Source organism: Nocardia sp. NPDC006982, from assembly GCF_042869435.1.
Taxonomy (GTDB): Bacteria; Actinomycetota; Actinomycetes; order Mycobacteriales; family Mycobacteriaceae; genus Nocardia.
Genome location: NZ_JBIAFV010000019.1, coordinates 14,941 through 40,633, shown reverse-complemented (window position 1 = coordinate 40,633; position 25,693 = coordinate 14,941). Strand labels below are relative to the sequence as shown.

General features: G+C 68.1%; 24 protein-coding genes. 12 read left to right on the top strand and 12 right to left on the bottom strand.

All coding sequences use genetic code 11. The features are described 5' to 3' along the window. Window position 1: 1 nt before the first annotated feature. Together ACFYOW_RS41885 and ACFYOW_RS41880 are read right to left on the bottom strand one after the other, a co-directional pair. Window positions 2-1,183 (bottom strand): acyl-CoA dehydrogenase family protein, encoded by a 1,182-nt coding sequence (locus ACFYOW_RS41885; RefSeq protein WP_387296352.1) that lies wholly within the window; start codon window positions 1,181-1,183, stop codon window positions 2-4. A 9-nt stretch (window positions 1,184-1,192) separates the two neighbouring features. Next, window positions 1,193-1,969 carry an SDR family NAD(P)-dependent oxidoreductase gene (locus tag ACFYOW_RS41880; protein ID WP_387296351.1) on the bottom strand — a complete coding sequence of 259 codons (777 nt, stop codon included), beginning with the start codon at window positions 1,967-1,969 and terminating at the stop codon, window positions 1,193-1,195. A 185-nt stretch (window positions 1,970-2,154) separates the two neighbouring features. Between ACFYOW_RS41880 and ACFYOW_RS41875 the strand changes: the two genes are divergently transcribed. The 7 genes from ACFYOW_RS41875 to ACFYOW_RS41845 all read left to right on the top strand — a co-directional run bounded on the left by ACFYOW_RS41875 (window position 2,155) and on the right by ACFYOW_RS41845 (window position 8,823). Further along, window positions 2,155-2,613, top strand: coding sequence for an SDR family oxidoreductase (locus tag ACFYOW_RS41875; RefSeq protein ID WP_387296349.1), 459 nt, complete (start codon window positions 2,155-2,157; stop codon window positions 2,611-2,613). Between the two features lie 36 nt (window positions 2,614-2,649). After that, a complete protein-coding gene (locus ACFYOW_RS41870) occupies window positions 2,650-3,357 on the top strand; it encodes a cytochrome P450 (RefSeq protein WP_387296347.1) in 708 nt (235 codons plus the stop codon). Beyond that, complete coding sequence (locus tag ACFYOW_RS41865) at window positions 3,357-4,850, top strand: aldehyde dehydrogenase (protein ID WP_387296345.1); 1,494 nt, start codon at window positions 3,357-3,359, stop codon at window positions 4,848-4,850. Before ACFYOW_RS41870 ends, ACFYOW_RS41865 begins: the two co-directional genes overlap by 1 nt. Continuing rightward, on the top strand, window positions 4,847-5,758 hold the full coding sequence (locus ACFYOW_RS41860) for a crotonase/enoyl-CoA hydratase family protein (protein ID WP_387296343.1): 912 nt from the start codon (window positions 4,847-4,849) through the stop codon (window positions 5,756-5,758). The genes ACFYOW_RS41865 and ACFYOW_RS41860 overlap by 4 nt, the downstream gene beginning before the upstream one ends. Before the next feature lie 350 nt (window positions 5,759-6,108). Continuing rightward, window positions 6,109-6,402 carry a hypothetical protein gene (locus tag ACFYOW_RS41855; RefSeq protein ID WP_387296341.1) on the top strand — a complete coding sequence of 98 codons (294 nt, stop codon included), beginning with the start codon at window positions 6,109-6,111 and terminating at the stop codon, window positions 6,400-6,402. Window positions 6,403-6,718: 316 nt separating this feature from the next. After that, window positions 6,719-7,963, top strand: coding sequence for a CoA transferase (locus ACFYOW_RS41850; protein ID WP_387296340.1), 1,245 nt, complete (start codon window positions 6,719-6,721; stop codon window positions 7,961-7,963). Continuing rightward, window positions 7,960-8,823, top strand: coding sequence for a MaoC family dehydratase N-terminal domain-containing protein (locus ACFYOW_RS41845; RefSeq protein WP_387296338.1), 864 nt, complete (start codon window positions 7,960-7,962; stop codon window positions 8,821-8,823). Before ACFYOW_RS41850 ends, ACFYOW_RS41845 begins: the two co-directional genes overlap by 4 nt. 61 nt (window positions 8,824-8,884) lie before the next feature. Here the strand turns inward: ACFYOW_RS41845 and ACFYOW_RS41840 are convergent, their stop codons facing one another. Next, window positions 8,885-10,351, bottom strand: a complete 1,467-nt coding sequence (locus ACFYOW_RS41840; protein WP_387296336.1) for an aldehyde dehydrogenase family protein — start codon at window positions 10,349-10,351, stop codon at window positions 8,885-8,887. A gap of 42 nt (window positions 10,352-10,393) precedes the next feature. Then, complete coding sequence (locus ACFYOW_RS41835) at window positions 10,394-11,230, bottom strand: mycofactocin-coupled SDR family oxidoreductase (RefSeq protein ID WP_387296334.1); 837 nt, start codon at window positions 11,228-11,230, stop codon at window positions 10,394-10,396. Between the two features lie 426 nt (window positions 11,231-11,656). Here ACFYOW_RS41835 and ACFYOW_RS41830 point away from each other — a divergent pair, with 426 nt between their 5' ends. Both ACFYOW_RS41830 and ACFYOW_RS41825 read left to right on the top strand, forming a co-directional pair. Then, window positions 11,657-11,821: an alcohol dehydrogenase catalytic domain-containing protein gene (locus ACFYOW_RS41830; RefSeq protein ID WP_387296332.1), complete on the top strand. Its 165-nt coding sequence runs from the start codon at window positions 11,657-11,659 to the stop codon at window positions 11,819-11,821. Between the two features lie 447 nt (window positions 11,822-12,268). Beyond that, window positions 12,269-12,595 (top strand): hypothetical protein, encoded by a 327-nt coding sequence (locus ACFYOW_RS41825; protein WP_387296330.1) that lies wholly within the window; start codon window positions 12,269-12,271, stop codon window positions 12,593-12,595. 65 nt (window positions 12,596-12,660) lie between these two features. On the opposite strand, the gene ACFYOW_RS41820 is transcribed toward ACFYOW_RS41825, so the two are convergent. The 8 genes from ACFYOW_RS41820 to ACFYOW_RS41785 all read right to left on the bottom strand — a co-directional run bounded on the left by ACFYOW_RS41820 (window position 12,661) and on the right by ACFYOW_RS41785 (window position 21,683). Further along, window positions 12,661-13,899: a cytochrome P450 gene (locus tag ACFYOW_RS41820; RefSeq protein WP_387296328.1), complete on the bottom strand. Its 1,239-nt coding sequence runs from the start codon at window positions 13,897-13,899 to the stop codon at window positions 12,661-12,663. A gap of 666 nt (window positions 13,900-14,565) precedes the next feature. Then, a complete protein-coding gene (locus ACFYOW_RS41815) occupies window positions 14,566-16,026 on the bottom strand; it encodes a CoA transferase (RefSeq protein WP_387296326.1) in 1,461 nt (486 codons plus the stop codon). Between the two features lie 13 nt (window positions 16,027-16,039). Beyond that, window positions 16,040-16,936, bottom strand: coding sequence for an alpha/beta fold hydrolase (locus ACFYOW_RS41810; protein WP_387296324.1), 897 nt, complete (start codon window positions 16,934-16,936; stop codon window positions 16,040-16,042). Window positions 16,937-16,943: 7 nt separating this feature from the next. Next, window positions 16,944-17,348 (bottom strand): Zn-ribbon domain-containing OB-fold protein, encoded by a 405-nt coding sequence (locus tag ACFYOW_RS41805; protein ID WP_387296322.1) that lies wholly within the window; start codon window positions 17,346-17,348, stop codon window positions 16,944-16,946. Next, complete coding sequence (locus ACFYOW_RS41800; protein ID WP_387296320.1) at window positions 17,345-18,469, bottom strand: thiolase family protein; 1,125 nt, start codon at window positions 18,467-18,469, stop codon at window positions 17,345-17,347. Before ACFYOW_RS41800 ends, ACFYOW_RS41805 begins: the two co-directional genes overlap by 4 nt. Before the next feature lie 52 nt (window positions 18,470-18,521). Further along, the gene (locus ACFYOW_RS41795; protein WP_387296319.1) at window positions 18,522-19,733 is read right to left on the bottom strand and encodes a CaiB/BaiF CoA transferase family protein; all 1,212 of its coding nucleotides are present in this window, start codon (window positions 19,731-19,733) and stop codon (window positions 18,522-18,524) included. Then, window positions 19,730-20,848 carry a CoA transferase gene (locus ACFYOW_RS41790; protein ID WP_387296317.1) on the bottom strand — a complete coding sequence of 373 codons (1,119 nt, stop codon included), beginning with the start codon at window positions 20,846-20,848 and terminating at the stop codon, window positions 19,730-19,732. Before ACFYOW_RS41790 ends, ACFYOW_RS41795 begins: the two co-directional genes overlap by 4 nt. A gap of 16 nt (window positions 20,849-20,864) precedes the next feature. After that, window positions 20,865-21,683: an enoyl-CoA hydratase/isomerase family protein gene (locus tag ACFYOW_RS41785; RefSeq protein WP_387296315.1), complete on the bottom strand. Its 819-nt coding sequence runs from the start codon at window positions 21,681-21,683 to the stop codon at window positions 20,865-20,867. 201 nt (window positions 21,684-21,884) lie between these two features. Here ACFYOW_RS41785 and ACFYOW_RS41780 point away from each other — a divergent pair, with 201 nt between their 5' ends. The 3 genes from ACFYOW_RS41780 to ACFYOW_RS41770 all read left to right on the top strand — a co-directional run bounded on the left by ACFYOW_RS41780 (window position 21,885) and on the right by ACFYOW_RS41770 (window position 25,582). Continuing rightward, window positions 21,885-22,517: a TetR/AcrR family transcriptional regulator gene (locus ACFYOW_RS41780; protein ID WP_387296313.1), complete on the top strand. Its 633-nt coding sequence runs from the start codon at window positions 21,885-21,887 to the stop codon at window positions 22,515-22,517. 85 nt (window positions 22,518-22,602) lie between these two features. Next, on the top strand, window positions 22,603-24,105 hold the full coding sequence (locus tag ACFYOW_RS41775; protein WP_387296311.1) for an aldehyde dehydrogenase family protein: 1,503 nt from the start codon (window positions 22,603-22,605) through the stop codon (window positions 24,103-24,105). 61 nt (window positions 24,106-24,166) lie between these two features. Further along, the gene (locus ACFYOW_RS41770; protein WP_387296309.1) at window positions 24,167-25,582 is read left to right on the top strand and encodes an FAD-binding protein; all 1,416 of its coding nucleotides are present in this window, start codon (window positions 24,167-24,169) and stop codon (window positions 25,580-25,582) included. The last annotated feature ends 111 nt before the right edge of the window (window positions 25,583-25,693 follow it).

Genomic DNA, 25,693 nt, shown 5'->3' with positions numbered 1-25,693 from the left:
GTCAGTCCCTCCGAGCCGGGGCGGCCTTGTCGGCGCGCGGCTCGGGCGCGAGGCCGAGCACCCGTTCGCCGAGGATGTTCTTCATGACCTCGGTCGTGCCGCCGGCCAGCGCGATTCCGGGCGCGAAGGTCGCGATGTCCTGCCAGGTGCCCGCGTAGGCGCCGTCGTCGCCCTGCACCCGCACACCCAGTTCGGCGGCGCGCGCGAGCAATCGGCTCGACGCGAGCTTGCCGACGCTGCCCTCCGGGCCGGGTTCCCTGCCGTGCGACAGCGCGGTGAGCATCCGGTTGCCGGTCATCCGGCACGCCAGCGCCTCGATCCAGCAGGCCGCGTATTCCTGGAGTACACCCGGCCGGCGATCCGCGGACAGACCGGGCAACCCGACCCGGACCGCGCGGGTGAGCGCCTCGGGCCCGGCGCCGTAGACCGACCCGTCGCCGGCGACGGTGTACCGCTCGTTCATCAGCATGGTGAGGCCGACCGCCCAGCCGCCATCGATCTCACCGAGGCGCGCGGAGTCGGGCACCACGACGTCGTCGAAGAAGATCTCGTTGAAGACCGCGGCGCCGGTCATCTCCCGCAGCGGCCGCACGGTGACCCCGGGGGCGTGCATATCGAGTAGGAACATGGTGAGCCCGCGATGTTTCGGCTTGGCGGGATCGGTGCGCGCGAGCAGCATGCCGTAGTCGCACCACTGGGCACCGGTGGTCCACACCTTCTGCCCGGTGATGCGCCAGTTGTCACCGTCGCGGACCGCGCGGGTCGACAGGCCCGCCAGGTCACTGCCCGCACCGGGCTCGCTGAACAGCTGGCACCAGATCTCCTCGGCCCGCAGGATAGGCGCGAGGTAGCGGTCCTTCTGCTCGTCGGTGCCGTGGGCCATGATCGTCGGGCCGCACATGCCGACGCCGATCCAGTTGATCAGCCGCGGCACCTCGGCACGCGCGAGTTCCTGATCGATGATCACCTGCTGGACCGGATTGTTGCCCCGGCCACCGTAGGCGACGGGCCAGGTGGAGCCCACCAGCCCCGCCGAATGCAGCAGCGCCTGGGCCCGTTTGAGCTCCGGTACCCGCTCGGGCGAGGCGCCGCGGCCGATCGACAGGTCGGCGCGCTGTGCGGTGACGAATTCCCGCACACCCGAACGGAATTCGGCTTCCGCGGGCGAATCTCCGATATCCACACCCGCTCCCTACTTCGGCTGGAGGCGCGCGGCGCCGTCGAGCCGGACGACTTCACCGTTGAGATAGCTGTTGCCGACGAGTTCGATTGCGAGACTGGCGAACTCGTCCGGCCGGCCGAGCCGCGAGGGGAACACCACATCGCGGCGCAGCTTCTCCTTCACTGCGGCCGGATCGGGGAAGCCGTCGTAGATCGGGGTATCGACCAGCCCTGGGGCGATGGTGTTGACCCGTACCCCCAGCACGGATAGATCCCTGGCCACCGGCAGCGTCAGGCCGACGATCCCGCCCTTGGACGCGGAGTACGCGGCCTGGCCGATCTGACCGTCGAACGCCGCGATCGAGGCGGTGTTGACGATGGCGCCCCGCTCACCGTCGGCGTCGGATTCGTTGCGGCCCATAGCCGTTGCTGCCAGCCGGATGCAGTTGAAGGTGCCGATCAGGTTGACCGTCACGATCCGGGTGAACTTCTCCATCGGGAACGCCGCGTCGAAGTCACCGTCGCGGCCCGCCGTCCGGGCGGAACCACCGATCCCGGCGCAGTTGACCAGGATGCGCAGCGGCGCGATGGCCACCGCGGCCTCGATGGCGGCTCGGACCTGCCCGTCGTCCGTCACATCGGCGCGCACGTAGGTGCCGCCGTTCTCGGCCGCGACCGATACGCCCTTGTCGTTCTGGAGATCCACGACAATGACCGATGTACCCCTGGCCGCAAGCGCCCGGACCACGGCTTCGCCGAGCCCGGATGCACCCCCGGTCACGATCGCCGACGACCCCGCGAAGTCCACCTCGGCCTCCTCACCCTGTCCACAGAAGACACTATTGCATCTAGTCGTTTGCAATTTCGAACTTAGAGATCAGCTTTCGCAGTGTCAAGGGTCGGGACCCGTATTGACAGCGAGAACCATCTAGACATACGTTCACAGTTACAAACTATCAGTCGCTTATACAAACATCCGGAAGGGCTCGAGTCATGGCGGTCTCCAGCTTGGCGGGCAAACGCGTGGCGATTACCGGCTCGTTCTCGGGAATGGGCCGCGCTGCTGTCGAGCACCTGTTGGCCGACGGCGCCGAAGTACACGCACTCGACATCCGGCGCAACGAACTGCCGGTCACGTCGTACCGCGAGCTGGACCTGCGCGATCCCGAAGCGATCACCAGTGCGACCGACACCCCGATGATGGACCACTTCCGCAAGACGCGGACCGACGCGCAGCTGAATGCCTCCACCGGCGGGATCGGCCGGATGGCCCGGCCGGAGGAGCAGGCCCTGCCGCTGCTGTCCCTGGCCAGTGACGCGGCGAGCTACGTCTCGGGTGTCAACCTCGTCGTCGATGCCGGCACCCTCGGCGGATTCATCACCGGCGAACTCGCGCCGCCGGACGTGCCGCAGTACGCGAACGTCCGCGCCGGCGCTACCGCGGGCGCCTGACCGACCCGATCCCAACCTCCAGGAGGCATGCGTTTCATGAACGCACTCACCGACGCACCGCTGCACGACGCGATCATGCGGCCGGAATTCGTCGAGGACCCCTACGGCGTCTACGGCCGGATGGTGACCGACGCGCCACTGTTCTGGGCGACCGGCACCGACCTGCTCGTATCGAATTACGCACTGTGCCGGCAGGTTCTGACCGACGCGGACACCTTCGGGCAGCGACCGGCCTCGTACCTGCCGGTGCTCGGCGCAGGCCACCACACCAGCGTCAACCTGATCGGCAACGGGATGCGGGCGCTGCTGTCCAACCCGGATCAGGTCGCACTGCTGAAGGCCCGGCCCGAACTGATCGGCAACGCGGTCGAGGAGATGCTGCGGATCGATCCGCCGTTGCAGGTGGAACCGCGACTCGCGTTGCGGGACACCACCATCGGCGGCGAGTACGTCGCGGAGGGCACCATGGTCCACGCCATCCTGGCCGCCGCCAACCGCGATCCGGAGGTCTTCGCCGACCCGGAGCGGTTCGATGTCGCGCGTGCCGACGCCAAGAAGCACCTGAGCTTCGGCATGGGCATTCACCACTGGCTCGGCGCCTCGCTGGCCCGGACCGAGGGTCTGGCCGCGGTGAGCGCGCTGCTGACACGGCTGGACGGCCTGCGGCTCGACGGCGACGCCGAGCACGACGGGCTCTACCGCCCGCGCGGCTTGGCCGACCTCCCCGTCACCTGGGACGCGTGATGAGCGTCGAATCCGTTCGGCTGGAACAGCATTGGATCGGAGGCCGGTGGGTCGACCCGGTCGGTTCCGAGCGCGTCGAGGTCGTCGACCCGGCGACCGAGGAGGTCGTCTATTCGGTGCCCGCGGTCACCGACGTGGAGGTCGTGCGCGCCGTGGACGCGGCGCAACAGTCCTTCCGCGCCGGGGACTGGTACCGAGCGGGTATCGCCGAGCGCGCCGCAGTGATCGAGCGCGCCTCCGATCTGGTCGCGGCGCGAGCCCCGCGGATCGGTGAGGTGATGACCCGGGAGATGGGCGCGCCGCTGAGCGGTACCGTCGGTGGTCACGTCACCGCTTCCGTCGCTGCGATGCGGGAACTCGCGGCGATCGCCCGGACCATCCCGGAACGGGAGATCCGTTCCGGCCGGGGGCCCGACGCTCTCATCGCCCGCGAGCCGGTCGGTCCGGTGGCGGCGCTGACGCCGTGGAACGGACCGTTCGCGACCGCCGTCAACAAGGCGGTCGCGGCCCTGCTGATGGGCAATCCGGTCATCGCCAAGCCATCCCCGCAGACCCCGCTCGACGTCTACCATCTGGCCGAGTCGCTCGCCGAAGCCGGTCTGCCGCAGGGGTTGTTCAGCATCCTGCCGGCAGGTGCGGCCGAGTCCGAGGCGCTGATCTCGCATCCGGACATCACGGCCGTCTCCTTCACCGGCAGCACCGCGGTCGGCGCCCGGATCGGTGAGATCTGCGGCCGCCGGTTCGCCCGCGTGCAACTCGAACTCGGCGGTAAGTCCGCCGCGGTGGTGCTCGACGACGCGGACGCGGAGACCGTCGCAAATGTCCTGCGGTCCGGCGCATTTCGCAATGCCGGGCAGGTGTGCACCGCGCTCAGCCGGGTGCTCGCGCCCCGGGATCGGTACGATGAGATCGTCGATGCCCTGTCGGCGACCGCCGATCGGATCGTCGTCGGCGATCCGATGGATCCCGCGACCGAGATGGGCCCGCTGGCCACCGCCGCGCAGCGCGACCGCTGCGAGACCTTCATCCGTCAGGCCGTTGCCGACGGCGCCGAAATCGCTTACGGCGGAGAGCGTCCCACGAAACCGGGCCGCGGCTGGTATCTGCGGCCCACGGTGCTGCGCAACGTGCACAACCGGATGCGGGTGGCGCAGGAGGAGATCTTCGGCCCGGTCGTGGTCGTGATCCCGCACGACGGCGACGACCACGCGGTGGAGATCGCGAACGATTCCCCGTACGGCCTGCACGGCGCCGTGTTCACCGCCGACGAGGGCCGGGCCCTGTCGGTGGCCGCGCGGGTGCGCACCGGCACGTTCAGCGTGAACAGCTGCGTCAACAATCCGACCCCGCCGTTCGGCGGGGTGAAGGCCTCCGGGATCGGCCGGGAACACGACCGGGAGGGGCTGGAGTTCTTCACCGAACTCAAGACCGTCAATCTCGGTGGCGGCCTGACGGGTTCGCGCGCGCTCGATCTGATGGCGGGGCGGTTGTGACCACTCCCGCATTCGAGACGCTGCGTTACGAGGTCGACGAGGGCATCGCGACCGTCACACTGAACCGGCCGGACAAGCTCAACGCGTTCAACATCGCGATGCGCGACGAGCTCATCGCGGCCTTCGATCACACCGACGCCGACGACGCCGTCCGCGCGGTGATCGTCACCGGCGCCGGGCGCGGGTTCTGCGCCGGCGCCGACCTGTCCGGCGGCGGCTTCGAGGCGGCGAAACGCGGTAACGGCGAACAGTTCCCGCCGTTGCCGCCCGATTCCGCGGGCATGGTCACGTTGCGGATCTTCGCCTCCGTGAAGCCGGTGATCGCGGCGATCAACGGACCCGCGGTCGGCGTCGGCGCCACCATCCCCCTGGCGATGGACATCCGGCTCGCCTCCGAGAAGGCGCGCTGCGGCTTCCTGTTCGCGCGGCGCGGCATCATCCCGGACGGGGCGTCCAGCTGGTTCCTACCGCGGGTGGTCGGCATCGGGAAGGCCGCCGAATGGGCACTCACCGGACGGATGATCGCGGCCCCGGAGATGCTGGACACCGGCCTGGTGAACGGGGTGTACCCCGAGGCCGACCTGCTGCCCGCGGCTCGCGAGATCGCCCGGGAGATCGCCGCCAACGTCGCGCCGGTGTCCGCGGCCCTGACCCGGAAACTGTTGTGGCGCATGCTCGGCGCCGACCATCCGATGGCCGCGCACCTCGCCGAATCGCGCGGGCTGTACGAACGCACCCGGAGCGCGGACGCGGCCGAGGGGGTGGCCGCCTTCCTCGACAAACGGCCGGCCGTGTTCCCGATGTCCGTCGCCCACGACACCCCCGACATCTTCGACGGCGTCACCGATCCGGCATTCCCCGACGAGCGGGTGTCGAGCCGGTATTCGCCTGCACAGCAACAGATCTGATCGATCGGGTTGGATACCCGGGATGTCGACTTGGCACAGCCAACGACTACTTCACCCCAGGCTCACCGAGAGGTGCATCGGCTTGACACCTCCAAAGAAGCCGACCATTCTATCCGACATAGCAAACCATCGTTTGCATGGTGAGACTGAAGGCCTCGGAGGCCGCGGGCGCCACACCGGGCCCGGGCCCGGATTCGGGCCGCACGGCACGCTCTCAGGCAAGGAGCACAGATGAGCACGATTCTCCGGGCCGTCGTCGTCACCGGCGGCGGATGCGGCATCGGTGCGGCACCGTGACCGGTGGGCCACGGATTCGCCGTTCCGGTCCCGGATCGGACCAGGATGTCGGTGTGAGCGATCGTCGAAGCGATCGCCCACACCACCTCACGCCCGCCCGGCGCGGACTGCGGATGCCACTCGGGTCCAACCGCCCGGGTGGCCGGCGGCCTCCGAGTACTACGAGCGCTACTGTCGAAACACGTTCGGCCGGAGCCGATTCGGCCGTGCCCGCGGTCGCCGCCGCGGGCGTGCCGGGCATTCGCGCATTGATCGGGGTGCCCCTCGGGCCGACCGCCTGGACCGGTATCACCTCGGAGCGGGCGGCCGCATTCGCCTACGCCACGGGCGATCACCAATGCCCGTAAACCATCGCCGGAGACCGGACGGCGCCCCGGTTCCTGCCCCTGTCGCTCGTTCCACGATTCCTCTCTCAGCTCATGGGACTCGACGGATTCGATACCGCGGTGAATTACGGATGCGAGAAAGTACGGTTCCCGGTCCCGGTGCCCCGCGGCGGCCGGGTGCGGGCGCGCGCCGTTGTGGAGAACCTCATCGAGGTCGACGGCGGCGTCCAGCTGTGGTTGACGCTGACCATCGAGATCGAGCACGAAATCCCCCCCGGCGTGTGTCGCCGTGGTCCTGCTCCGCCGCTACCACTGACCGACCTTCCGAAGGACACCGATGACCGCACCACCCGCCGCGCTCCCGACCGGTCGCGCCATCCTCGACGGCCTCCGGGTCATCGAGGTGTCGAGTTTCGTCGCCACTCCGCTGGGCGGCATGACCCTGGCCCAGTTGGGCGCGGACGTCATCCGGATCGATCCGCTCGGCGGCGCCGCCGACATCGGCCGCTGGCCACTGGCACCGAGCGGGACGAGCATGTACTGGACGGGCCTGAACAAGGGCAAGCGATCGGTCACCGTCGACTTCCGCTCGCCGGCCGGGCGCGAGCTGATCACCCGGCTGATCACCGAGTCCGGTCCGGCCGGCGGCATCCTGCTTACCAACGCCGGGAACCTGACCTGGCTGGCCCACAACGAGTTACAGCGAATCCGGCCGGATGTCATCCAGGTGCAGATCCAGGGCCACCACGACGGGGCCGCCGCGGTGGACTACACCGTCAACGCGGCCATCGGGTTCCCGCTGGTGACCGGCCCGGCGGAGCACGACGGACCGGTGAACCACGTCCTGCCCGCCTGGGACATCGCCTGCGGGCTCTATGCCGCCGTCGGCATCCTCGCCGCCGAAAGACGCCGTCGCACCACAGGTTCCGGCGAACTGGTCCGAGTCGCCCTGTACGACGTCGCGCTCGCGATGGCCGGCAACCTCGGTCTGCTCGCCGAGGCCGGGATCAACGGGACCCGGCGGGAGCCGATCGGCAACCACCTCTACGGCGGCTACGGCTGCGACTTCCGGACCCGCGACGGCCGGCACGTGATGGTCGTCGCCCTGACCACGCGGCACTGGCGGGACCTGCTCACGGTCACCGGTCTGCACGAGGCCGTGACCGCGCTGGAGCAAATCCTGCACGCGGACTTCACGATCGAAGGCGACCGATACCGGCATCGGGCCGTGCTCTCGGCCCTGCTCGGCCCGTGGTTCGAGGAACGGAAACTGCCGGAGGTCGAGCAGGCGCTGGGAGCCACCTCCGTCCTGTGGTCGACCTATCGCAGTTTCGCGGATCTGGTCGCCGATTCCGATGGTCTGCGCGCGAATCCGATCATGGCGGAGATCGAGCAGACCGACGTCGGCACCGTGTTCGCGCCCGGTTCCCCGTTGCGATTCGGCTACTCCGAGCCCGTACCGGTCCGGCCGGCACCGGAACTGGGGGCGCACACTGATGCGGTCCTCACCGAAATTCTCGGCCTGACACCGGCGGAACTGGCCGGACTACATCGCGATCACGTCCTGGAGCCGCACGCATGAGCCTGGCCGATTATCTCCGAGACTGGCACCCGGACAACGATATTCGCACCGAGCGCCTCTCCCCCGGCCCTATGCGGGGCCTCGCCGCGTTGCTGGATCGGACCGTCGCCGCCGACGAAGGCAGCCCACTGCCGCCCCTGTGGCACTGGCTGTATTTCCTCGACGCGCTGCCGCAATCCGCGCTGGGCCCGGACGGCCATCCGCGCGACGGCGGCTTCCTGCCGCCGATTCCGCACCGCCGCCGGATGTTCGCCGGCGGCCGCCTCACCGTGCACCGCCCTCTCACGATCGGCGACGAGGTCACCCGGGTGTCGACGCTCGAACGGACGACGCTGAAGCAGGGTTCGACCTCGGAGCTGTTGTTCGTCACGGTACGGAACGAATTCAGCGTCGGCGGAACGCCGATGGTCGTCGAGGAATCGGATCTCGTGTACCGGTCCGATGATTCGGCGACTCCCGCGGCCGCTTCGGGCCCGCCGATCGAGCCCGCCCCCGCGACCGACGCCCCCTGGCAGCTGACCTTCACCGCCGACCCGGTACGGCTGTTCCGGTTCAGCGCTCTCACCGGCAACGCGCACCGGATCCATTACGACGAGCCCTACACCCGTGAGGTGGAAGGCTTTTCCGGGCTGGTGGTGCACGGCCCGCTGCTGGCCCTGCTGCTGCTCGAACTGCCGCGCCGATTCGCCCCCGAGCGCACCGTGGCCTCCTTCGAATTCCGCGCCCGCAAGCCGATCTTCGCCGGACAGCCGTTCACGGTGCACGGCCGCGACGATGATCCGGGCATCGGCACATGGAACCTCGCCATCGACACCGGGAACGCGCCCGAAGCCATGACGGGCAGCGTCTGGCTGAACTGATCAGTGCGGGCGCCGGTCGGTGCCACATGGTCCGGCTCGGCCTGATGTGGGCCCGCACCGATCAGCCGACGGGCCGCGCGACCGCCTTCAGTTGCAGGAATTCCTCGAATCCCCACACCCCGTTCTCATAGCCGGTACCGCTCTGCTTGTAGCCGCCGAACGGCGTGTCCAGCCCGAACCAGGCGCCCCCGTTGATCGCGCACGAACCGGCCTGCAAACGCCGCGCCAGAGCGAGCGCGACCTCCGGCGGGCCACCCGTGACCGACGACGAGAGTCCGTACTCGGTGCCGTTGGCGAGTTCGACCGCCTCATCGAGGGTGTCGTAGGACTGCACAACCAGCACCGGACCGAAGATCTCCTCCCGCACGATCTTCATATCCGGCGTGGTGTCGGTGAACAGGGTGGGCTCGACGAAGTAGCCGCGGGTACGGCCCGGCGGCACACGGCCTCCGGTCACCAGCGTCGCCCCTTGATCGATACCGCTCTGCACATAACCGAGCACGCGTTCGTGCTGACGCTGGTTGATCAGGGGCCCGATGAAGGCGGCCGGGTCGTCGACGTCCAGATCCGGCAGCGACCGCATCACATCGGCAACCGCGTCCACCACCTGCCCCTGGAGCTTGCGGGGCACGATCAGGCGCGTGATCAGCATGCAGCCTTGACCCGCATGGAGACTCACCCAGCGCGCCGCCGCGTCCGCCGTGGCGGCGACGTCGATATCGTCGAGCAGAATGTTCGCCGACTTGCCGCCCAGTTCCAGGGTGACCTTCTTCATGGTCTGCGCGGCCCGCGCGCCGATGTGCCGCCCGACGGCTGTGGATCCGGTGAAGGTTATGCCGTCGACGGCCGGATGCCCGGTCAGGACGTCACCGACCTCGTTGGCGCCGGACGTGACGACGTTGACGATTCCCGGCGGCAGGTCCGGGATCGATGCGGCGACCCGGCCGATGATCGTGCCGCTCCACGGCGTGTCGATCGCGGGCTTGAGCACGATCGCGTTGCCGGCGGCCAGCAACGGCGCGATCTTCATCAGATTCAGCTGGAACGGGCTGTTCCACGGCGTGATCACACCGACCACGCCGTACGGCTCGCGCAGCACCAGTCGCTGATGCTCGACCCCGCCGCGGTTCAGCGACGGCATCTCCTGCTCGTACGAATAGGATGTCGCGAAGTCCGCCCAATACCGGATCCGGTCGGTCACATCGTAGAAATTGCCGTGCGCGCCGAGCGGAATCCCGGTCTCCTGCAGGAAGGTCGGCCGGAACTCCTCCTTGACCTTCTCCAAGCCATCGGCCAGTGCCAGCAGCACCCGCCGCCGCAACTCGGGATCCCGGGACCACACGCTGGTGTCGAATGCGGTGCGGGCCGCGCCGATCGCCCGTTCCATATCGGCTGGCTGCCCGTCGGCGGCCGACCCGATCACCTCCCCGGTCGAGGGGTCGATGACCGGATAGGTCCCACCCGATTCGGCCAAGCGTGCCTCGCCGCCGATGTACAACACCGGCTCGGCGCCGAATAATTCACTCATTCTCGCGTCCTTCTCCCGATAATTCCTCTCGCACAGCGGTTCTCAGAGCAGCCCGCCACCGAGGTCGACCGGCAGCACGATGCCGGTGACATGGCGCGACTCGTGGGAGGCGAGATAGATCATGGCCTTGGCGATGTCCTCGGGCTGGGTCCACGGCACCGGCATCGGCTGCAGACTCCGGAACGCCTCGATCACGTCCTCGCGCACCGGATGCTCGAGATCCGGCCGGAACGCCTTGAAGATCGTCGGATTGTTGATCATGTTGGTGTCGACACTGTTCGGAGCGAGCGCGTTCACCCGGATCATCCGCGGCGCCAGCTCGAGCGCCATCGACCGCATCAACCCCACGACCGCGTGCTTGGCCGCGGCATAGTCGGCGATGTTGCGACCGGCCTTCAGCCCCAGCAGGGAGGCCGTGATGACGACCGAACCCTGAATATCGTTCTCCACCATGCCCGGAACCGCCGCGGACACCGTATTGAGCACACCCAGGACGTTGATGTCCATGATGGTCGACCAGCGCCGGGCACCGATCTCCCAGAACGGGATACTCGACGGGCACACCCCGGCATTGGCGACCACCAGATCGATCACACCCAGCTTCACCTGAGCATCTGCGACCACAGCCTCCATCGCCGCCCGATCCCGGACGTCCGCGACATGGACGAGCACCTTGGCGCCGCGCTTCTCGCATTCGGCCGCCGTGTCGTCGAGCTGCTCGCGGGTGCCCATCGGATAGTGCACATCCTCGTGGTCCTGCAACAGATCCACGAGCACCAGATCGGCGCCCTCCGAAGCGAGTTCGAGCGCATGCGCCCGCCCCTGCCCCTGCGCGGGCCCGGTTACCAGAGCGATCCGACCCTCCACCCGCCCGGTCATGCCGCCACCACCCTGGCATCGAAGCGCATATCCCACGGCCCTGCCATCGCCAAGGTCATTTCAACTCCATCGTTTTCGAGCGGACTACTGTTTACATTAGCGATCAATCGGTTGCAATGAGACTACGATCGCCTCTGCGATGTGTCAAAGGCCACATTGAGGCCGGCCGGCCGAGAACCCGCCAATTCGATGTCAAGAGCAGGCTCTCGGCAGCCACAGTCGCTGCCACCGGAGCCGATAGACCCACCAGGCAGATTGAATGGTGTATGCAGTAGCTAACGGTCAGATGGAAAATCATCCGGCCTTCGGTTGGGGAATCTCAGACGATCGAGTGCGACGGTCCCGGGGAGTGCAGGTGAGGCGAGCAGAAAATCATGCGGGCCTACCGAGCGCCGGCGGGCGGCGGCCGAGGAACTGCCCGTACCGTTGGCCGGGACCGACGAGGTGGTCATCCGGATGGTCGCCGCCGGGATCTGTCGAACCGGCCTCGAAGCGACGCTCGGGCACGAGAATGTCGGCCGCATCGTCGAACTCGGTGCGAATACGCAGGACCTGGAACTCGGAGCCATGGTCGCCGTCACCCCCGGCTAGTTCCTGTGGCGTATGCGAGTACTGCCGCGAGGGCAATGACAACGTCTGCCGAATCGCCCGACGAACTACGGCATCCGCGGCGACGGCGCCTGGCGGAATACCTACGGGGCGAAGCGCCGCGACGTGTTCCTGATCGGCAAGCTCGATCCGTTCCTCATCGCCCCGCCGCCGACGCCGGCGCGGCGCGGCGGACTACGGCGTGATCTATCGAACCCTCCCCTACATCCGCGACAACAAATTCGTCGCCGTCACCGGTATCGGCGGTGTCGGCTTCGCCCTCGAACTGCAGGAGGTGTTCGGGAGCTCAAAAATGTCGGAAGTGCTCAGGCCCGATTATCTCCTCGACCGACACTCGCCGCGCGGCCGAGGACAGCAAGGCGTTCCTCGACTACCTCGCCTCGCGCGACGATGTCGCCGATACGGGAGTCGGCGTGACCGGTTAACTGCATGGGCGGGGCGCTCGCATCCACCGCCGCCGGCACCTATCCCGACCGGATCGTCGCGCTCGCGACGTTCGACACCGGGCGCCGCATCACCGACGACGAGCTGAGCCCGAGCCGCGTCGTGCCGACCTTCGAGGCCCGGGTGCTCGTCGTCGGCGCCGACCACGACACGGGCTACCTGCCGGAGATGGCCGAGGAGCTCGACCGGCAGCTGACCGAGGCCGATGCCGATCACATGATGGAGGTGTACCGCAAGCGCTGCACAGCTGGACGCAGACCGACTTCCCGGTCTACGACGAGGCCGCCGCGGAGCGCCACTGGACCGAGCTGATTGCCCTGTTCGGCGAGACCCTCAAGCCAACAGACGTATGAGGGCCTTCTGTACACAGCCCCGGATCATGCTCGCGCGACCGGCAGCTCGGCGATCTGGTTGATGAAGTTCGACCATCCACGCTTCGGAGCGCCGTTCAAGCGGAGGCGGACGCCGGCGGCGCGTAGCTCCTCGAAGAGGATCTGGACCTCGAGCTTCGCCAGATATGAGCCGATACAACGATGAACCCCACTGCCGAAGGCGAGGGTTGCCGTCTCCGTCCGCCACGGATTGAAGGTGTCAGGCTCGGCGAAGACCGACGCGTCCCGATTGGCCGCGACGAAGTAGAGAACGACTGCGTCACCCTTGAGCACATTTGTGCCCGCCACTTCCACGTCGCGAGTGGCCAGGCGAGCCATCTGCATCGCAGGGGTGATGAAGCGGATGAACTCGTCCGCCAGCTTCCCGCTGAGCCCTTCGTCAATTGCTCGGTCGGCAGCAGACCGGATGTCCTCGTTCTCGAGAATCAACCGCATCGACTGACCGATCGCCGTGTGCGTCGTCTCGAAACCCGCGGTCATGATCAAGAGCGTCCACTGAAGAAACTCCGACTGCGTGATGTCGCCGGCATCCGCGATTTTGCCGAGCGCGGTGAACATGTCATCAGCGGGTTCCTTCCGCTTGCGCTCCTGCATGACGGCGCAGTACGCCTCGATCTCCTCCTGGACGCGCAGCACCGCGGCGATCTGGGCGGCCTGCCCGTCCTCGGTCTGCTGGCCAACCGCGAAGAGCCTGTCCGTCCAGTCGAGAATGCGCTGGCGGTCCTCGCGGGGACAGCCGAGCACTCTGCCGATCACATAGGCAGGAATGGTTCGAGCGAACTTCTGGACGTAGTCGAATTCCGTCACCGACTCGACGTCGGCGATGGCTTCGCGGACGATCTCCCGGACCCAGGGGTCGAAGTTCGCGACGACCCGCGGCGCGAATCCCGCCGCGGCCGAGCGGCGAAGGCCAGCATGACGCGGGGGGTCGGTGAACATGAGGTTGTCGCTCAACGGCGCCGGGGCCGGGAATGGGAAAATCAGCGGATAGGAGACGCCGTGGGTTGACGTGAAGGTGCTGGTGTCCCGTTCGATGGCGACGATGTCCTCGAAGCGCGTCACGGCCCAATATCCGCCGCGCGACGGCGAGATCTCGGTTGGCTGCCAGTACAGCCCATCACGCTCCCGAAGCAGGCGGAACCCGTCATGGGGGACCGCTTCCACGAACGTCCGCGGGTCACTTAGGTCAGGAATGACATCGTCTACGACTGTCGGTCCGGCCACTTCTTCCTCCTTGAATGCGTGACTCGAAGATGCAGCGCATCCCAAACGGAAGGTGGTTCCGCTTCGCTGCAGATATAAGGTGCTCCCCAATAGTGAGCCACGACACACGTTACAAGAGCTCTGGGGCGTGGTCAACCATTTGGTTGATCCGTTTGGAAAGCTAGTCGGGAAGCCCATGTCGCGGCCGATGAGCCAGCGCGTTTCCGAGCCGTCCGGGCCAACGAGTACCGCTCGTCGAGCCAACACCAGGTTTGAGACGCCTGGTGAGACCGCGGGCGGCAGCGGCCATCTGATAGGTAAGTCGAGCCCCTCGACGGGCGTGTGCCGCGGCCGTCGAGGGGTCGAAGTAATGCCAGTTGATCTGGACTGGAACCCGTCGGGCTGGGTCTTCCAGCGTGCCCACGACTGTGTTGCCTTCGCTAGGCGGATGCTGAACTGAACCACCGTGTCGAATCCACGGCGCCTGCGACACGGGACTGAGCAAGCCCGATCCGCCGACGAAGCAAATCCGCGCTCGGTCAAAGCTCACCTCGCCACCCTCGCCCACGTAGTAGGTCTGTCCCCCGACACGGAGCGCGAGCACGACCCGCCAATGTGCGGTGGCAGCCGTTGCCGACGACGAGGCGATCGATCTTGTGCGTCGCGCGAAAAGCCGGTCGCGACCGATCAGCTGTTCCAGACGGGGGCTGCGGCCCCAGGTCGGTCGGGGGTCTTGTCCCAGAACAGAGGACTGCGCTCTATCCCGATCGGGAACACCATCCGCTTCACGGGTCCGAGCGGGCTGCCATAAATGCGGTCTTCCCAAGGCCCGTCGAGGGGGAGCCGGATGTCGGGTCCGCCCGCGGGGTTCGGCCCGGCCTTGATGAGCAGAGATGCGGTGCGCGCGAGCGAATACTTCGTCATCGACCCCGCACCGGTCTGCAAACGCTTGGTAAGGCCGCGGATCGCGGCCGCCGCGATCTGATACCCGGTGGCGAGATCCAAGCCCTCGACAGGCGTGTGGCGTGGCCGCGATGCGTCGAAGTCGTACCCGTTGATCTGAAGCGGCACCCGGTGCGACGGGTCGGCGAGCGCCCATTCCTGCGTCGCGTTGGCCAAGCCGACACTGAACTGCACCACGGTGTCGAAGCCACGGCGCATGCTCCAGGGCCCCTCCCATCCGTATGCGCGGAGGGCGACTTCGACGAGATCCGGGTTGATTCGGCGGCGCTCCTCCTCTGGAACGAAGCCGTCGATCGCGCCCGGCCGATAGCCGTGGACGAGCACATCCGCTTCGGCGAGAAGGCGCGTGAACTGCTCGATACCCTCCGGAGTTTTCAGGTCGAGGAAGGCCCACCGCTTGCCCAGCAGCAAGTCGTAACCGAGCGGGATGTAGCGCGACTCCTCGGAGTCGGGTGCGTCGATTCGGAGCACCTCGGCGCCGAGAGCGGCGAGGAACCGGGTGCCGGTCGGACCGGCGACGACACGCGTCAGATCGAGCACCTTGATGCCCGAGAGCGGGCGGCCCGGCGTGGGCCGCCAACCACTGCCCTCCGCGGCGAACTCGGTCACCGCAGCCAGGGGTTCGGCATCCACTGCCGCTCCGGCGGGATGCGCGAACCACTCTTCGGGGGTGCGACTCGCCGCGACGACACACCCGGCGGCCACGAGCTCCTGCTCGATCTCATCGACGGCGCGCTCGCGAACGACGGCTGCGACGGCGTCGATGTCGTCCGCCACGCCGAGTGCCTTGACGACGCGCTCGCGGTTGGCCGGGAAGCCATGCAGCCGCAGCCAGCGCCCATCCGCGGTCGCGATCTCCGTGTGGAACGGAGGGAAGTGAACCGGGCGCGGCGGCGGTGGGTTCAGCAGGCGCGACGGTCCGGGGGGCAGCAGGAACCATCCGCTGCTCAGCACGCGGTCGACCTCTACCGCGGACGCGGGGGCTCCGCCGGCCTCGAGCAGCTCGCTCACGGCGGCGCCGGCAACGCCGAACGCGGCGGCGGCGAGATCGGTCTGCGCGAAGGCGCCGGGCAGCGAGCCCTCACCGGTGAAGGTCACGCGCTCGGCGACCGACGCGTCACCTCCGAGCGCCGCCCACATCTCGGACAGGAAGGTCCGGGCGAGGGGCTGAATCGTCTCTGACATGTCGATTACCTCTTCATTCGGTGTTCGGATGGCCGGGATCACGCGACCGGTCGCTGGTGCTGCCCGGCATCGACCACCAGCCGTCGAGGAGCCCGCGGAGCACTCCGACGAAGGCCAGCGGCTGCTCGAGCATGGGATTGTGGCCGGCCTCCGGCACGGTGGTCACAACGGCGCGGGCCGGGGTGAGTTGCTGCATCTCCGCCGCTGCCTCGGGCGTGAGCAGCCCGTGGTCGGTGCGCACGATCGCGAGCGGCACGCGCAGGTCCGGCAGGAGTCGGCGCAACGGGATGCGACGGATGCCGTAGCTGTCCGCACGCTTCCAGCGCCAGGCGTCGCCGTCCCTCCTGAGTGAGGTCTCGGCGACATGCCGCTGCAGAGCCGGATCCACCTCGAGGTCACCGCGGGAGGCCACGGGGGCGAACTGCGCGATCCCGTCCTCGAGGGTCGCGAACCGCTCACTGGGCTTCTCCCGTCCCGGCCACTCCCCGTCGTGGAACCGGACGTCGACGGTCGCGACGCCCGAAAGGGCGTCACCGAACTCGACGGCGGCGGTTACTGCGGGCAGGCCGCCCATGCTGTGCCCGACGACGATCGGACGCTCGAGTCCGTCGTCACGGATCACCGCCGAGAGTTCCCTCGCCCATTGCTCGGTGTCGTACTCGGAGCGCCAAGCGCTGTCACCGTGCCCTGTGAGGTCGGGGGCGAGCACACGATACCCACCCAGGAGCGGGGCGATGTGGTCCCACCACCGGGCGTGGGCCAGACCTCCGTGCACGAGCACCACGCCCGGAGCCCCCACAGGGCCCCACGCGCGGTACCGCACCGCTGCACCTTCGACGTCGACGGCCCGCTCATCGGGTCGCGCGGCGAGCGCACGGCGCAGCCACTCGGGTCCGGTCGACTCGGTCATCGACGCGTCACGCGGCGGCGAACCGCAAGAGGGTGACCTCGTCGCTGGCGTCGTCCCAGGTCGCGGTGACGCGCATGTCCACCTTCGCGTCCTCCGGCGCGATGTCGAGCCGCACCGTGAACACGGGACCGTCGTCGGTCTTCACACGTCCCACGACGTAGGGGATCTCGTCCTTCTTGCTCGGATCGAGCGCACGGTGGTACACGATGTAGCTCCACAACGTGCCGTTGGGTGAGATCTCGGTCCAAGCCTGGTTGGTCGACCAGCACCGGGGGCAGATCTCCAGGGCCGGGTAGCGTAGGTAGCCGCAGTCCAGGCACTTCTGAGCGGTCAGGACATGACGCTTCGCCGCCTCCCAGAATCCGGCCGTCAGCGGCAGGTCGGTGGCGGGCAGATTGGGGTTGTCACTCACGGGTTCACTCCGATGATCGATGCGGCGCTCTTGAGGAAGGTCATCGTCGAGCAGTACAGGGCCAGCTCCGCTCCGGGCACCTGACGGTCGGGCTCGACCGTGCCGCGGAGCTGACGCACGGCCTCGACCATGTGCAGCCAGCCCCACATGTAGCTCTCCGACAGTTGACCGCCGTTCGTGTTCAACGGCAGGCCGCCGCCGGGACGGATGTGCCCCTCGGCCGCCCAGGCCGCGCCCTGCCCTTCCGGTGCGAAGCCGTAAGCCTCGACCATCTGGAGGTTCCAGACGGCCGTCGGGTTCTGGATGTACAGCACGTCGATGTCGGACGGCGTGAACCCGGTGGTCTTCCAGATCTCCGCCGCGGTGCCCTTGATGTTCGGGCGCATGAGGAAGTCGTCGAAGGTGTCGCCGGCGACCTCGGTGTTCTCGGCGATGCCGAGCACGTAGACCGGCTTGTTCGGGTAATCTTTCGCCCGGTCCGCGGAGGTCACGATCAGTGCGACCGCACCGTCCGAGATCATCGTGACGTCCTCCCGGCGCAGCGGTTCGACGAGGTATGGCTTGGCCAGGTAGTCGTCGATCGTCATCGGGTCCTGGAAGATCGCGAGCGGATTGCGTTGCGCCCACTCCCGTTCGGAGACGGCGAACCAGCCGAAGTCCTCCTCCTTGGTTCCGTACAGTGCCTTGTGGCGCTGGAACGCGAGGGCCGCCGGCCCGGCGACGTGCACGAAGCCGGACGCGCTCTCCAGCGACGGAGCCGCCGCCGAGAAGTTGAATTTGCCCGATCGGGCATTGGCGCCATAGACCAGCACGACCGTTTCGGCGAGTCCGGAGAGGATCGCCTGGGTCGCCAGGTGCAGCGAATAGTTGCAGGTGCCGTAGTCGAGCGTCTGCGCGTACTTCGGGCTCAACCCGAACAGCGGGCCCACCTGGATATCGACATTGTTGCCTTGAACCGATTTGCACGTGATCAGCCCGTCGAGCTGGTGCTTGGTGAGTTGCGCGTCGGTCAAGGCCGCCTGGATCGCCTCGATCGAGAGCTGCTCGGCTGTCTTGCCAGGGAACGTGCCCTGGTCGGAATGGCCGACACCGACGATCGCGACCTTGCCGCGGATGTCCACTGTCATTTTTCTCCTTGGTCCGAGTCTTCTGAAGTCCGTGGATTCGGGTGCGTCATCCCTGGCGGGCGTTCGCTGGCGCCGACACGATCGCCCGCTCGACGAGCGACTCGATCTCTTCTTCGCCGTAGCCGAGTTCGCCGAGTACCTCGAGCGTGTCCTCGCCGATCCGCGGACCGTTGCGACGGATGCGGTCCGGACCGCCCTCGTCGAAGGCGACCGCCCAGCCGCGCTGGCGTTCGGTTCCGCCGCCCGGTGCGGCCACCTCCTGCCACCAACCACGCGAGCGCAGATACGGGTCATCGAGCAGCTGCTCGCCGCTGCGCACCGGTACCGCCATCACACCCGCCGCCCGCAGTCTCGCGGAGGCATCCGCGTCAGAGCGGGATACCGACCACTGCTCGGTCGTCGCGCGCACCAGCGCGGCGCGTGCCGCGTCGTCACCGGCACCGGAGAGGTCGGCACAGACGACGGATGCGACCAGCTCGAGTTCCTCGGGCGACCGCAGCGAGATCGCGACCCACGCGTCGTCTCCCGAGCTCGGCGTCAGCCACTCGATGCTGTCGGGGGTGCTGTTGCCGGTGGGCACCGGATTCTCGCCGGTCAGGGAGGTGCGCAGCACCTGGTCGCCCATCAAGGTGGTGACCGTCTCACGCTGGGACAGGTCGAGCCAGCGCGCCTGACCATCGCGACGAGACGCAAGCACGGCCGCGATGATGAGGGCCGGTCCGAGCGAGTTCGCCGACTGGTCGGGGTAGTTGATGCGCGCGCTCGACCAGATCGGGCTGTCGCTGTCGTACCCGGAGTACGACATGACGCCGCCGAGAGCGTCCAGGGTCAGGCCGAAAGAGATGAATCCGCTGCTCGGTCCGGTGATGCCCTGGCTCGAGATCGAAGCCAGCACGATGTCGGGCCGGATCGCGAGCAGGTCGCGGAACCCTAGGCCCAGGCGCTCGACCACGCCCCGGCGGAAGTTCTCGGCGACGACGTCGCTCGTGGCGACAATCCGTCGCACGACCTCCAGCCCCTCGGGGGTCTTGAGGTCGACGGCGATGGCGCGTTTGTTGCGATTGGCCGTGCGGAACGGCGGAAAGGCGACGTCGTTGGTAATGTCGCCGCCCATCCCGCCGCGGTAGAGGTCGGGGCGGGTGACGCCCTCGATCTTGATCACGTCCGCACCGAAGTCGGCCAGCACCTGGGTGGCCGCGGCACCGGCCGTCACGATCGTGAGGTCCGCGATGCGCAGACCGTCCAGCATCCCGCTCATGCGACGGCGTCCTCGGGACCGAAGACCTGCCACGGTGCGTCCGGGAGCTGTCCGACACCCACACCCGGCACCTCGACCGACCCGAAGAAGCCGCGTGAGACGTACTGAGGCGATTCGAGGAGGTCGGTGACGGTCGCCACGTACCCGGCGGGGATCCCGTGAGCCTGAGTGGCGTGGTAGAGGTCCTTCTTCGACATGGTTCTGGTCGTCTCCTCGATCAGTGCGGCGAGCCGCGCTTGGTTCTGGATCCGGCCCTGAGGGGTGTCGAATGCCTCGTCGTCGAGCCGGCTGTCGCCGATGATCTCTTTCATGACGCCCCAGTCCCGAGGGTTGTAGTAGGCGGCGAAGTGCCCGTCCCGGCAGTGCAGAACCAGTGCACCGTTGTCTTCGCCGCGGAGCTCGCGGCGGAGCCCTGCCTGCACGAACGTGGCGATCTTCCACTCGGCGTGCGCTGCGGCCTCGAATTCGGAGGTCGTGAAACGTGCGCCCTGACCGGTGCGTTCGCGAGCGAAGAGCCCGATCATCACGCCGTCGAGTGCGAGCAGCGCCGCGATCGACCGCAGCGGGTGGCCGCCGAGCCGCACCGGCTCGTGGTCCAGGTCGCCGATGAGCCGCATGAAGCCGCTCGCCGCCTGGAGTGCCAGCTCGCTGGAGGGAAGGCCCGCGGCCTCGTCGCTCTCGCCCCAGGGACTGATGCGGCCGATGACCGCTGTGGGCGCCAGCTCCTCGAGGCGATCGGCGGAGAGGCCGCGTGCACTCCACTCGGCAGCGGTGCCGGCCACGAGGATCACATCGGCGGAGCGCAAGAGCTCATGAAGGTTCCCGCATGCGGTCGCGTCGTCCAGATCGACGTCGACGCGGGTCTTGCCGTCGCGGAGCCAGAGGCCCAGCGTAGAAGCACGCTGTGCATCATCGCCGACGAACGGTCCGCTCTCGTCGAGTACGTGCGCTTCTCCGGCAACCGCTACCTGCGTGACCTGCGCCCCCAGCTTGAACAGGAGGCGTCCGCAGATCGCGGTCGACACGGACTCGCCGAGCTCGACCACCCGTAGCGTTCCGGGCAACAGCGCTGAATTGCGGGGGGCACGCGCGCCCCCGTGTGCAGGATTGGTCATCGACGTGTCCTCGGACTCAGCGACCCTGGCCCGGGCCACGCTCGCCCGCGAGGAACTTGGTCACGCCCTGCGCCGCCTCAGGGGCCTGCGCACGGATGCTCTCGACGATCAGGCTGCTGTAGTCCTGGGCCTCGTCCCAGGTCATCGACTGCACACGGTGGTACGCGCGCTTGGAGATGTCGAGGCTGAAGGCGTTGAAGGCGGCGATGTGCTCCGCGAGCGCGATCGCCTCGTCGAGCAGCTCGGCATCCGGCACGACCTTGTTGACGAGGGCCATACGGAAGGCGGTCTGCGCGTCGGCACGCCGCGAGGTGAAGATGAGCTCCGCGGCGTGCTTGGGAGCGATCCGCTTGATCGAGGCCGGCCCCGCCTGCATCGGCCAGCTGCCGAACCCCTGCTCCGGCATGGCGATCTGCGCGGACTCGGCGGCGATGGCGAGCTCACACGTGTTGATGAGCGTCGACCCGCCGCCGAGAGCGTACCCATTGACCGCGGCGATGAAGACGGCGCGGTGCGCTCGAATGTCGGCCTGCACCTGGGTCCAGGGATGCAGCACCTGGGTGCCGTGGGACTTGGTGTACTCCTCCATGCGGCCCGTGTTCTCCGGCGAGAGATCGACGCCGGCGCAGAACGACGGACCGGTGCCGGTGAGCACGACGACCTTCTTGTCGGCGACCTCCACGAGCGCCTCGCGCAACCGCCTCATGGAATCCATGCTCATCGCGTTGCGCTTCTCGGGACGGTTGATCGTGAGGACGGCGTAGTCGCCTCGGTCGTCGACGAGCACGAGTTCGTCGTACGGGGTCGTCACGGAGCTGGCGGTGGATTGCGACATGGGAATCCCTCTCGGATCGGGACGCCGACCGGACGCGCCCGGGCCTCTGAGGGTCATGCCGTCGCGTCGCTGGAAGTCGGCTTGGGTGATGAGTTGCACGTTAGGCGAGACCAACATCCGCGTCAACCTTTTGGTTGATATAGGGCTACCGAGTGGGGTTGACATAGGGCTACCGAGGTTGGAGGGGGCTACCGTTGACCGATGACCGACAGCGACCCAGCCACCGCGCGTCCTGCGCTCACAGCCAGAGAGCGGATTCTCCGCGCAGCCAAGGAGGAGTTCGCCGAGCATGGCTTCTCCGGCGCCCGGATCAACCGCATCGCGGAGGCCGCAAACTTGAACAAGCAGCTGATCTACCACTACTTCGACAGCAAGGACGGCATCTACGCCGCAGTGCTGGGCGAGATGCTGACGTCGATGCACGACGCGATCGACGCCACATCGGGCATCCGGGAGCTGGTACGGCGGCAGATCGGCGACCCAGAGACGCGGCGCGCATGGTCGCGCATGGTCGCCTGGGAGGGGCTCGCCGGCGATCGGCCGGTGACCTCTGCCGTCGAACGGCAGGAATCGATCCACCGGCAGGTGCAGGCGATCATGCGCCTGCAGCTGGAAGGTCAGCTCGCAACGGACATCGACCCCCGGTTCGCCCTCGCCACCATTTACGCGGTAGGCACCGCGCCGTACGTGATCCCGCAGCTGATCGACTTCTGCATCGGGCCGGGAGCGTCGGATTCCGAGGACACGATGGCAGCCTGGGCCGACATGATCGCGCGGCTGTTCACACGGCGCGCCCCCACGGTTCGTGAACGGGGCGAATCGGCCGCGATGTAACCAAACGGTTGACCGTCAATGGTCGCGGGAGTATGTTGCTGATGACATCGGGCGACGACGCCCATGCTGAAGATGAGGGCGATCGATGACGACTACAGACCCGCGGGTTGCCCCCCGCTTTCCCGAGTTCGACCCCGAGCAGCGCTACGGGATGATCATCGACGGCGAGCACGTCCAGGCCACAGACGGTGAGACCTACCGCTGCGTCGACCCGTTCGAAGACGCCGAGTGGGGCTACGTTCCCGTCGCGGGAGCCGCCGACGTCGACCGTGCCGTGCGCGCCGCCCGGGCCGCCTTCCCTGCGTGGTCCACAACGTCGCCCTTCGCGCGACTCGAGCTGTTCCGACGCTGGGCCCAGCTCATCCGCGAGCACTCGTCGGAGCTGGCGCGGCTGCAGGTGCATGAGAACGGCAAGACCATCTCCGAGATGAACATGGTTGGCGGGGCACTCGCGCAGGGTGCCGACTTCTGCGCCAACTATGCGCTCACACTGCACGGCGAGACGGTCACGCCGATCATGCCGGGGCACACCGCCTGGACGGAGCGCGTCCCGCTCGGCGTCGTCGCCGCGATCGCCCCGTGGAACAACCCGCTCGGCCTGCTCCAGTGGAAGCTGTTCGGCGCGCTGGCGTCCGGCAACACGATCGTCGTCAAGCCGTCCGAGGTGACGCCGGTGTCCACGATCCGGTTGATCGAGCTCGCGCTGGAGGCCGGATTCCCGCCCGGCGTCGTCAACGTGGTGACCGGGGCCGGAGCCACCGGCGCAGCCCTGGTCGAGCATCCCGGCATCGACAAGGTGGCGTTCACCGGGTCGACCGCGACGGGCCGCTCCATTGCCCAGGCGATCGCGCCCCGTCTCATCCGGGCGACCCTCGAACTCGGCGGCAAGGGCGCCAACATCGTCTTCGAGGACGCCGATCTCGACCGCGCCGCCGAGGGCGTGCTCACCGGAATCATCGCCGGGACCGGCCAGGCCTGCAACGCCGGCTCGCGCATCCTGATCCAGAGCAGCGTCCGCGACGAGGTGCTGACCCGGCTCGAGAAGCTCATCTCGCAGGTCGTGATCGGCGACCCGCTGGAGTCCACCACCCAGATCGGACCCCTCGCCTCGCGTCCCCAGTACAAGAAGGTGACCGGCTACTTCGACATCGCCGACCGCGAGGACGACACCTCACTCATCGTGGGCGGCCGCTGCGGCACCGATGTCCCCGGCGTCACCCGCGGCTTGTTCGTCGAGCCGTCCTTGTACGCGACTCCGGACCGCGCGTCGCGGCTGCGACGCGAGGAGATCTTCGGGCCGGTTGGTTCCGTCATCGTCTTCGACACCGAGGACGAGGCCGTCGAGATCGCCAACGACACCGAGTTCGGTCTGGTCGGCGGCCTCTGGACGCGAGACCTGGACCGGGCGCGACGCGTCTCGCGGCAGATCGACACCGGCGTGGTCTGGATCAACACCTGGCGCGCCTTCAGCCCCAACGTCCCCTTCGGCGGCCGCAAAGTCAGCGGACTCGGGCACGAAATGGGGCTCGACATCTTCGAGGAGTACACGGAGCCGAAGGCCTACTGGCACGGTCCTGACAACTCCTGACCCCCTCCCTCCATCCCACCCGTCAGTAACCTCGCCACCCATGTGAGACAAAGGCGTTCTCATGTCCGAATCCAGCACCCCCGATGTCCGCGGTCCTTGGGATGCGGTGGTCGTCGGCCACGGTTTCTCCGGCCTGACCGCCGCAAAGGCGCATCTCGAGGCCGCGGCGAAGGAGGGGCGCGCCGCACGCGTCGCCGTCCTCGAGCGCGCCCCGTTCGAGCAGCGTGGCGGTTCGACCCGGTGGACCACCGCAGTCCTCTCCCTGACGCCCGAGCAGGAGCTCATCCCGTTCTGGGGCGAGCGTGTGCGGGAGACCGCCGGGCAGCTGGCGAACGACGCATACATCGACGCGTTCTACCGTCTCGTTCCCGAGACGCTCGAATGGCTCCGCCGCAACGGCATCTCGTTCGACAACTACCACGGCATGTGGAGCGTCCACGGCGGTGGCGCGTCCGTCGTGAATGCCTTCCCCGACCAGATCCGTGCGGCGGGTGGAGAGATCTTCTACGACACCACCGCGCTCGGCCTGGTGCGCGGCGACGAGGGACGAATCGTCGCCATCGACGTGCGTGACGCCTCTGGCGCCACCGTGCGTGTCGACACCCAGGCGGTGATTCTGGCCAGCGGCGGCTTCGAGGGCAACCCCGAGTGGCTGACCCGCTACATCCCCGAGGCCTACAAGCTACGAACGGTGTCGCCCGGCACGCGCAACAACCGCGGCGACGGGATCCGCATCGCGGTGGAGGCCGGTGCCGACACCGCCGGCCAATTCGACGGCGCACACATTGAGCCGTGCGACCCGCGTTCGGACGACATCGAGCCGCTGGTCGGCGCCTACTGGTGGGGCATCCTGGTCAACCAGCATGGCGATCGGTTCATGGACGAGGCCGCCGATGTGCAGATGATCCATTTCGACACCGTCGGCAACACGATCCTCCGCACGCAGGGCAACCTCGCGTACGCGATCGTCAGCGACCCTCAGTCGAAGTTCATCGTCCCCATCCCGGGCGTGCGCCAGACCGACATCGACCCGGTGGTGGCCGATTCCATCGAGGAACTCGCCGAGAAGCTCGGCATCGCCCCTGGTCGCCTCCGCCGCACCGTCGACGAGTTCAACGCCGCAACGCCCGACCAGGCCGGCTTCGATCCCACGGCCCTGCTCGACGGCCTGGGCACGACCGGCATCGTCCCGCCGAAGTCCAACTTCGCCACACCGCTGACGCAGGGTCCCTTCCGCGCCTGGCCGGTGTCCGGCCAGATCTGCTTCACGTACGGCGGCCTTCGTGTCGACGGCGACACGCACGTGCTGGACGTCTTCGGCCGTCCGATTCCGGGCCTGTACGCCGCGGGCGAAATCGCGGGGATCTTCTACGAGCAGTACCCGGCGGGAACCTCCGGCCTCCGGTCGATGACCTTCGGCCGGTGGGCGGGTCTCACCAGCGCCCGCGAGATCGCCTCCACGGCGGTCACCGCATGACCTCGGGGGGCTGCGGTCGGCGACATCGCGACGGCTGCAGCCCCCGCACCTCGAATCCACATGCTCCACCGGGGCATCCCTGCGCGAGGGACGCGGAGAGTAGCCGCTCAC

What these genes read in the sequence shown, in the direction of transcription:
- ACFYOW_RS41780 (WP_387296313.1), top strand. Translation starts at nt 21,885, where the DNA reads ATGACCGACAGCGACCCAGCCACCGCGCGTCCTGCGCTCACAGCCAGA.
- ACFYOW_RS41815 (WP_387296326.1), bottom strand. Translation starts at nt 16,026, where the DNA reads ATGTCAGAGACGATTCAGCCCCTCGCCCGGACCTTCCTGTCCGAGATG.
- ACFYOW_RS41795 (WP_387296319.1), bottom strand. Translation starts at nt 19,733, where the DNA reads ATGAGCGGGATGCTGGACGGTCTGCGCATCGCGGACCTCACGATCGTG.
- ACFYOW_RS41845 (WP_387296338.1), top strand. Translation starts at nt 7,960, where the DNA reads ATGAGCCTGGCCGATTATCTCCGAGACTGGCACCCGGACAACGATATT.
- ACFYOW_RS41835 (WP_387296334.1), bottom strand. Translation starts at nt 11,230, where the DNA reads ATGACCGGGCGGGTGGAGGGTCGGATCGCTCTGGTAACCGGGCCCGCG.
- ACFYOW_RS41875 (WP_387296349.1), top strand. Translation starts at nt 2,155, where the DNA reads ATGGCGGTCTCCAGCTTGGCGGGCAAACGCGTGGCGATTACCGGCTCG.
- ACFYOW_RS41785 (WP_387296315.1), bottom strand. Translation starts at nt 21,683, where the DNA reads ATGTCGCAATCCACCGCCAGCTCCGTGACGACCCCGTACGACGAACTC.
- ACFYOW_RS41870 (WP_387296347.1), top strand. Translation starts at nt 2,650, where the DNA reads ATGAACGCACTCACCGACGCACCGCTGCACGACGCGATCATGCGGCCG.
- ACFYOW_RS41790 (WP_387296317.1), bottom strand. Translation starts at nt 20,848, where the DNA reads ATGACCAATCCTGCACACGGGGGCGCGCGTGCCCCCCGCAATTCAGCG.
- ACFYOW_RS41850 (WP_387296340.1), top strand. Translation starts at nt 6,719, where the DNA reads ATGACCGCACCACCCGCCGCGCTCCCGACCGGTCGCGCCATCCTCGAC.
- ACFYOW_RS41810 (WP_387296324.1), bottom strand. Translation starts at nt 16,936, where the DNA reads ATGACCGAGTCGACCGGACCCGAGTGGCTGCGCCGTGCGCTCGCCGCG.
- ACFYOW_RS41825 (WP_387296330.1), top strand. Translation starts at nt 12,269, where the DNA reads ATGGGCGGGGCGCTCGCATCCACCGCCGCCGGCACCTATCCCGACCGG.
- ACFYOW_RS41865 (WP_387296345.1), top strand. Translation starts at nt 3,357, where the DNA reads ATGAGCGTCGAATCCGTTCGGCTGGAACAGCATTGGATCGGAGGCCGG.
- ACFYOW_RS41840 (WP_387296336.1), bottom strand. Translation starts at nt 10,351, where the DNA reads ATGAGTGAATTATTCGGCGCCGAGCCGGTGTTGTACATCGGCGGCGAG.
- ACFYOW_RS41770 (WP_387296309.1), top strand. Translation starts at nt 24,167, where the DNA reads ATGTCCGAATCCAGCACCCCCGATGTCCGCGGTCCTTGGGATGCGGTG.
- ACFYOW_RS41775 (WP_387296311.1), top strand. Translation starts at nt 22,603, where the DNA reads ATGACGACTACAGACCCGCGGGTTGCCCCCCGCTTTCCCGAGTTCGAC.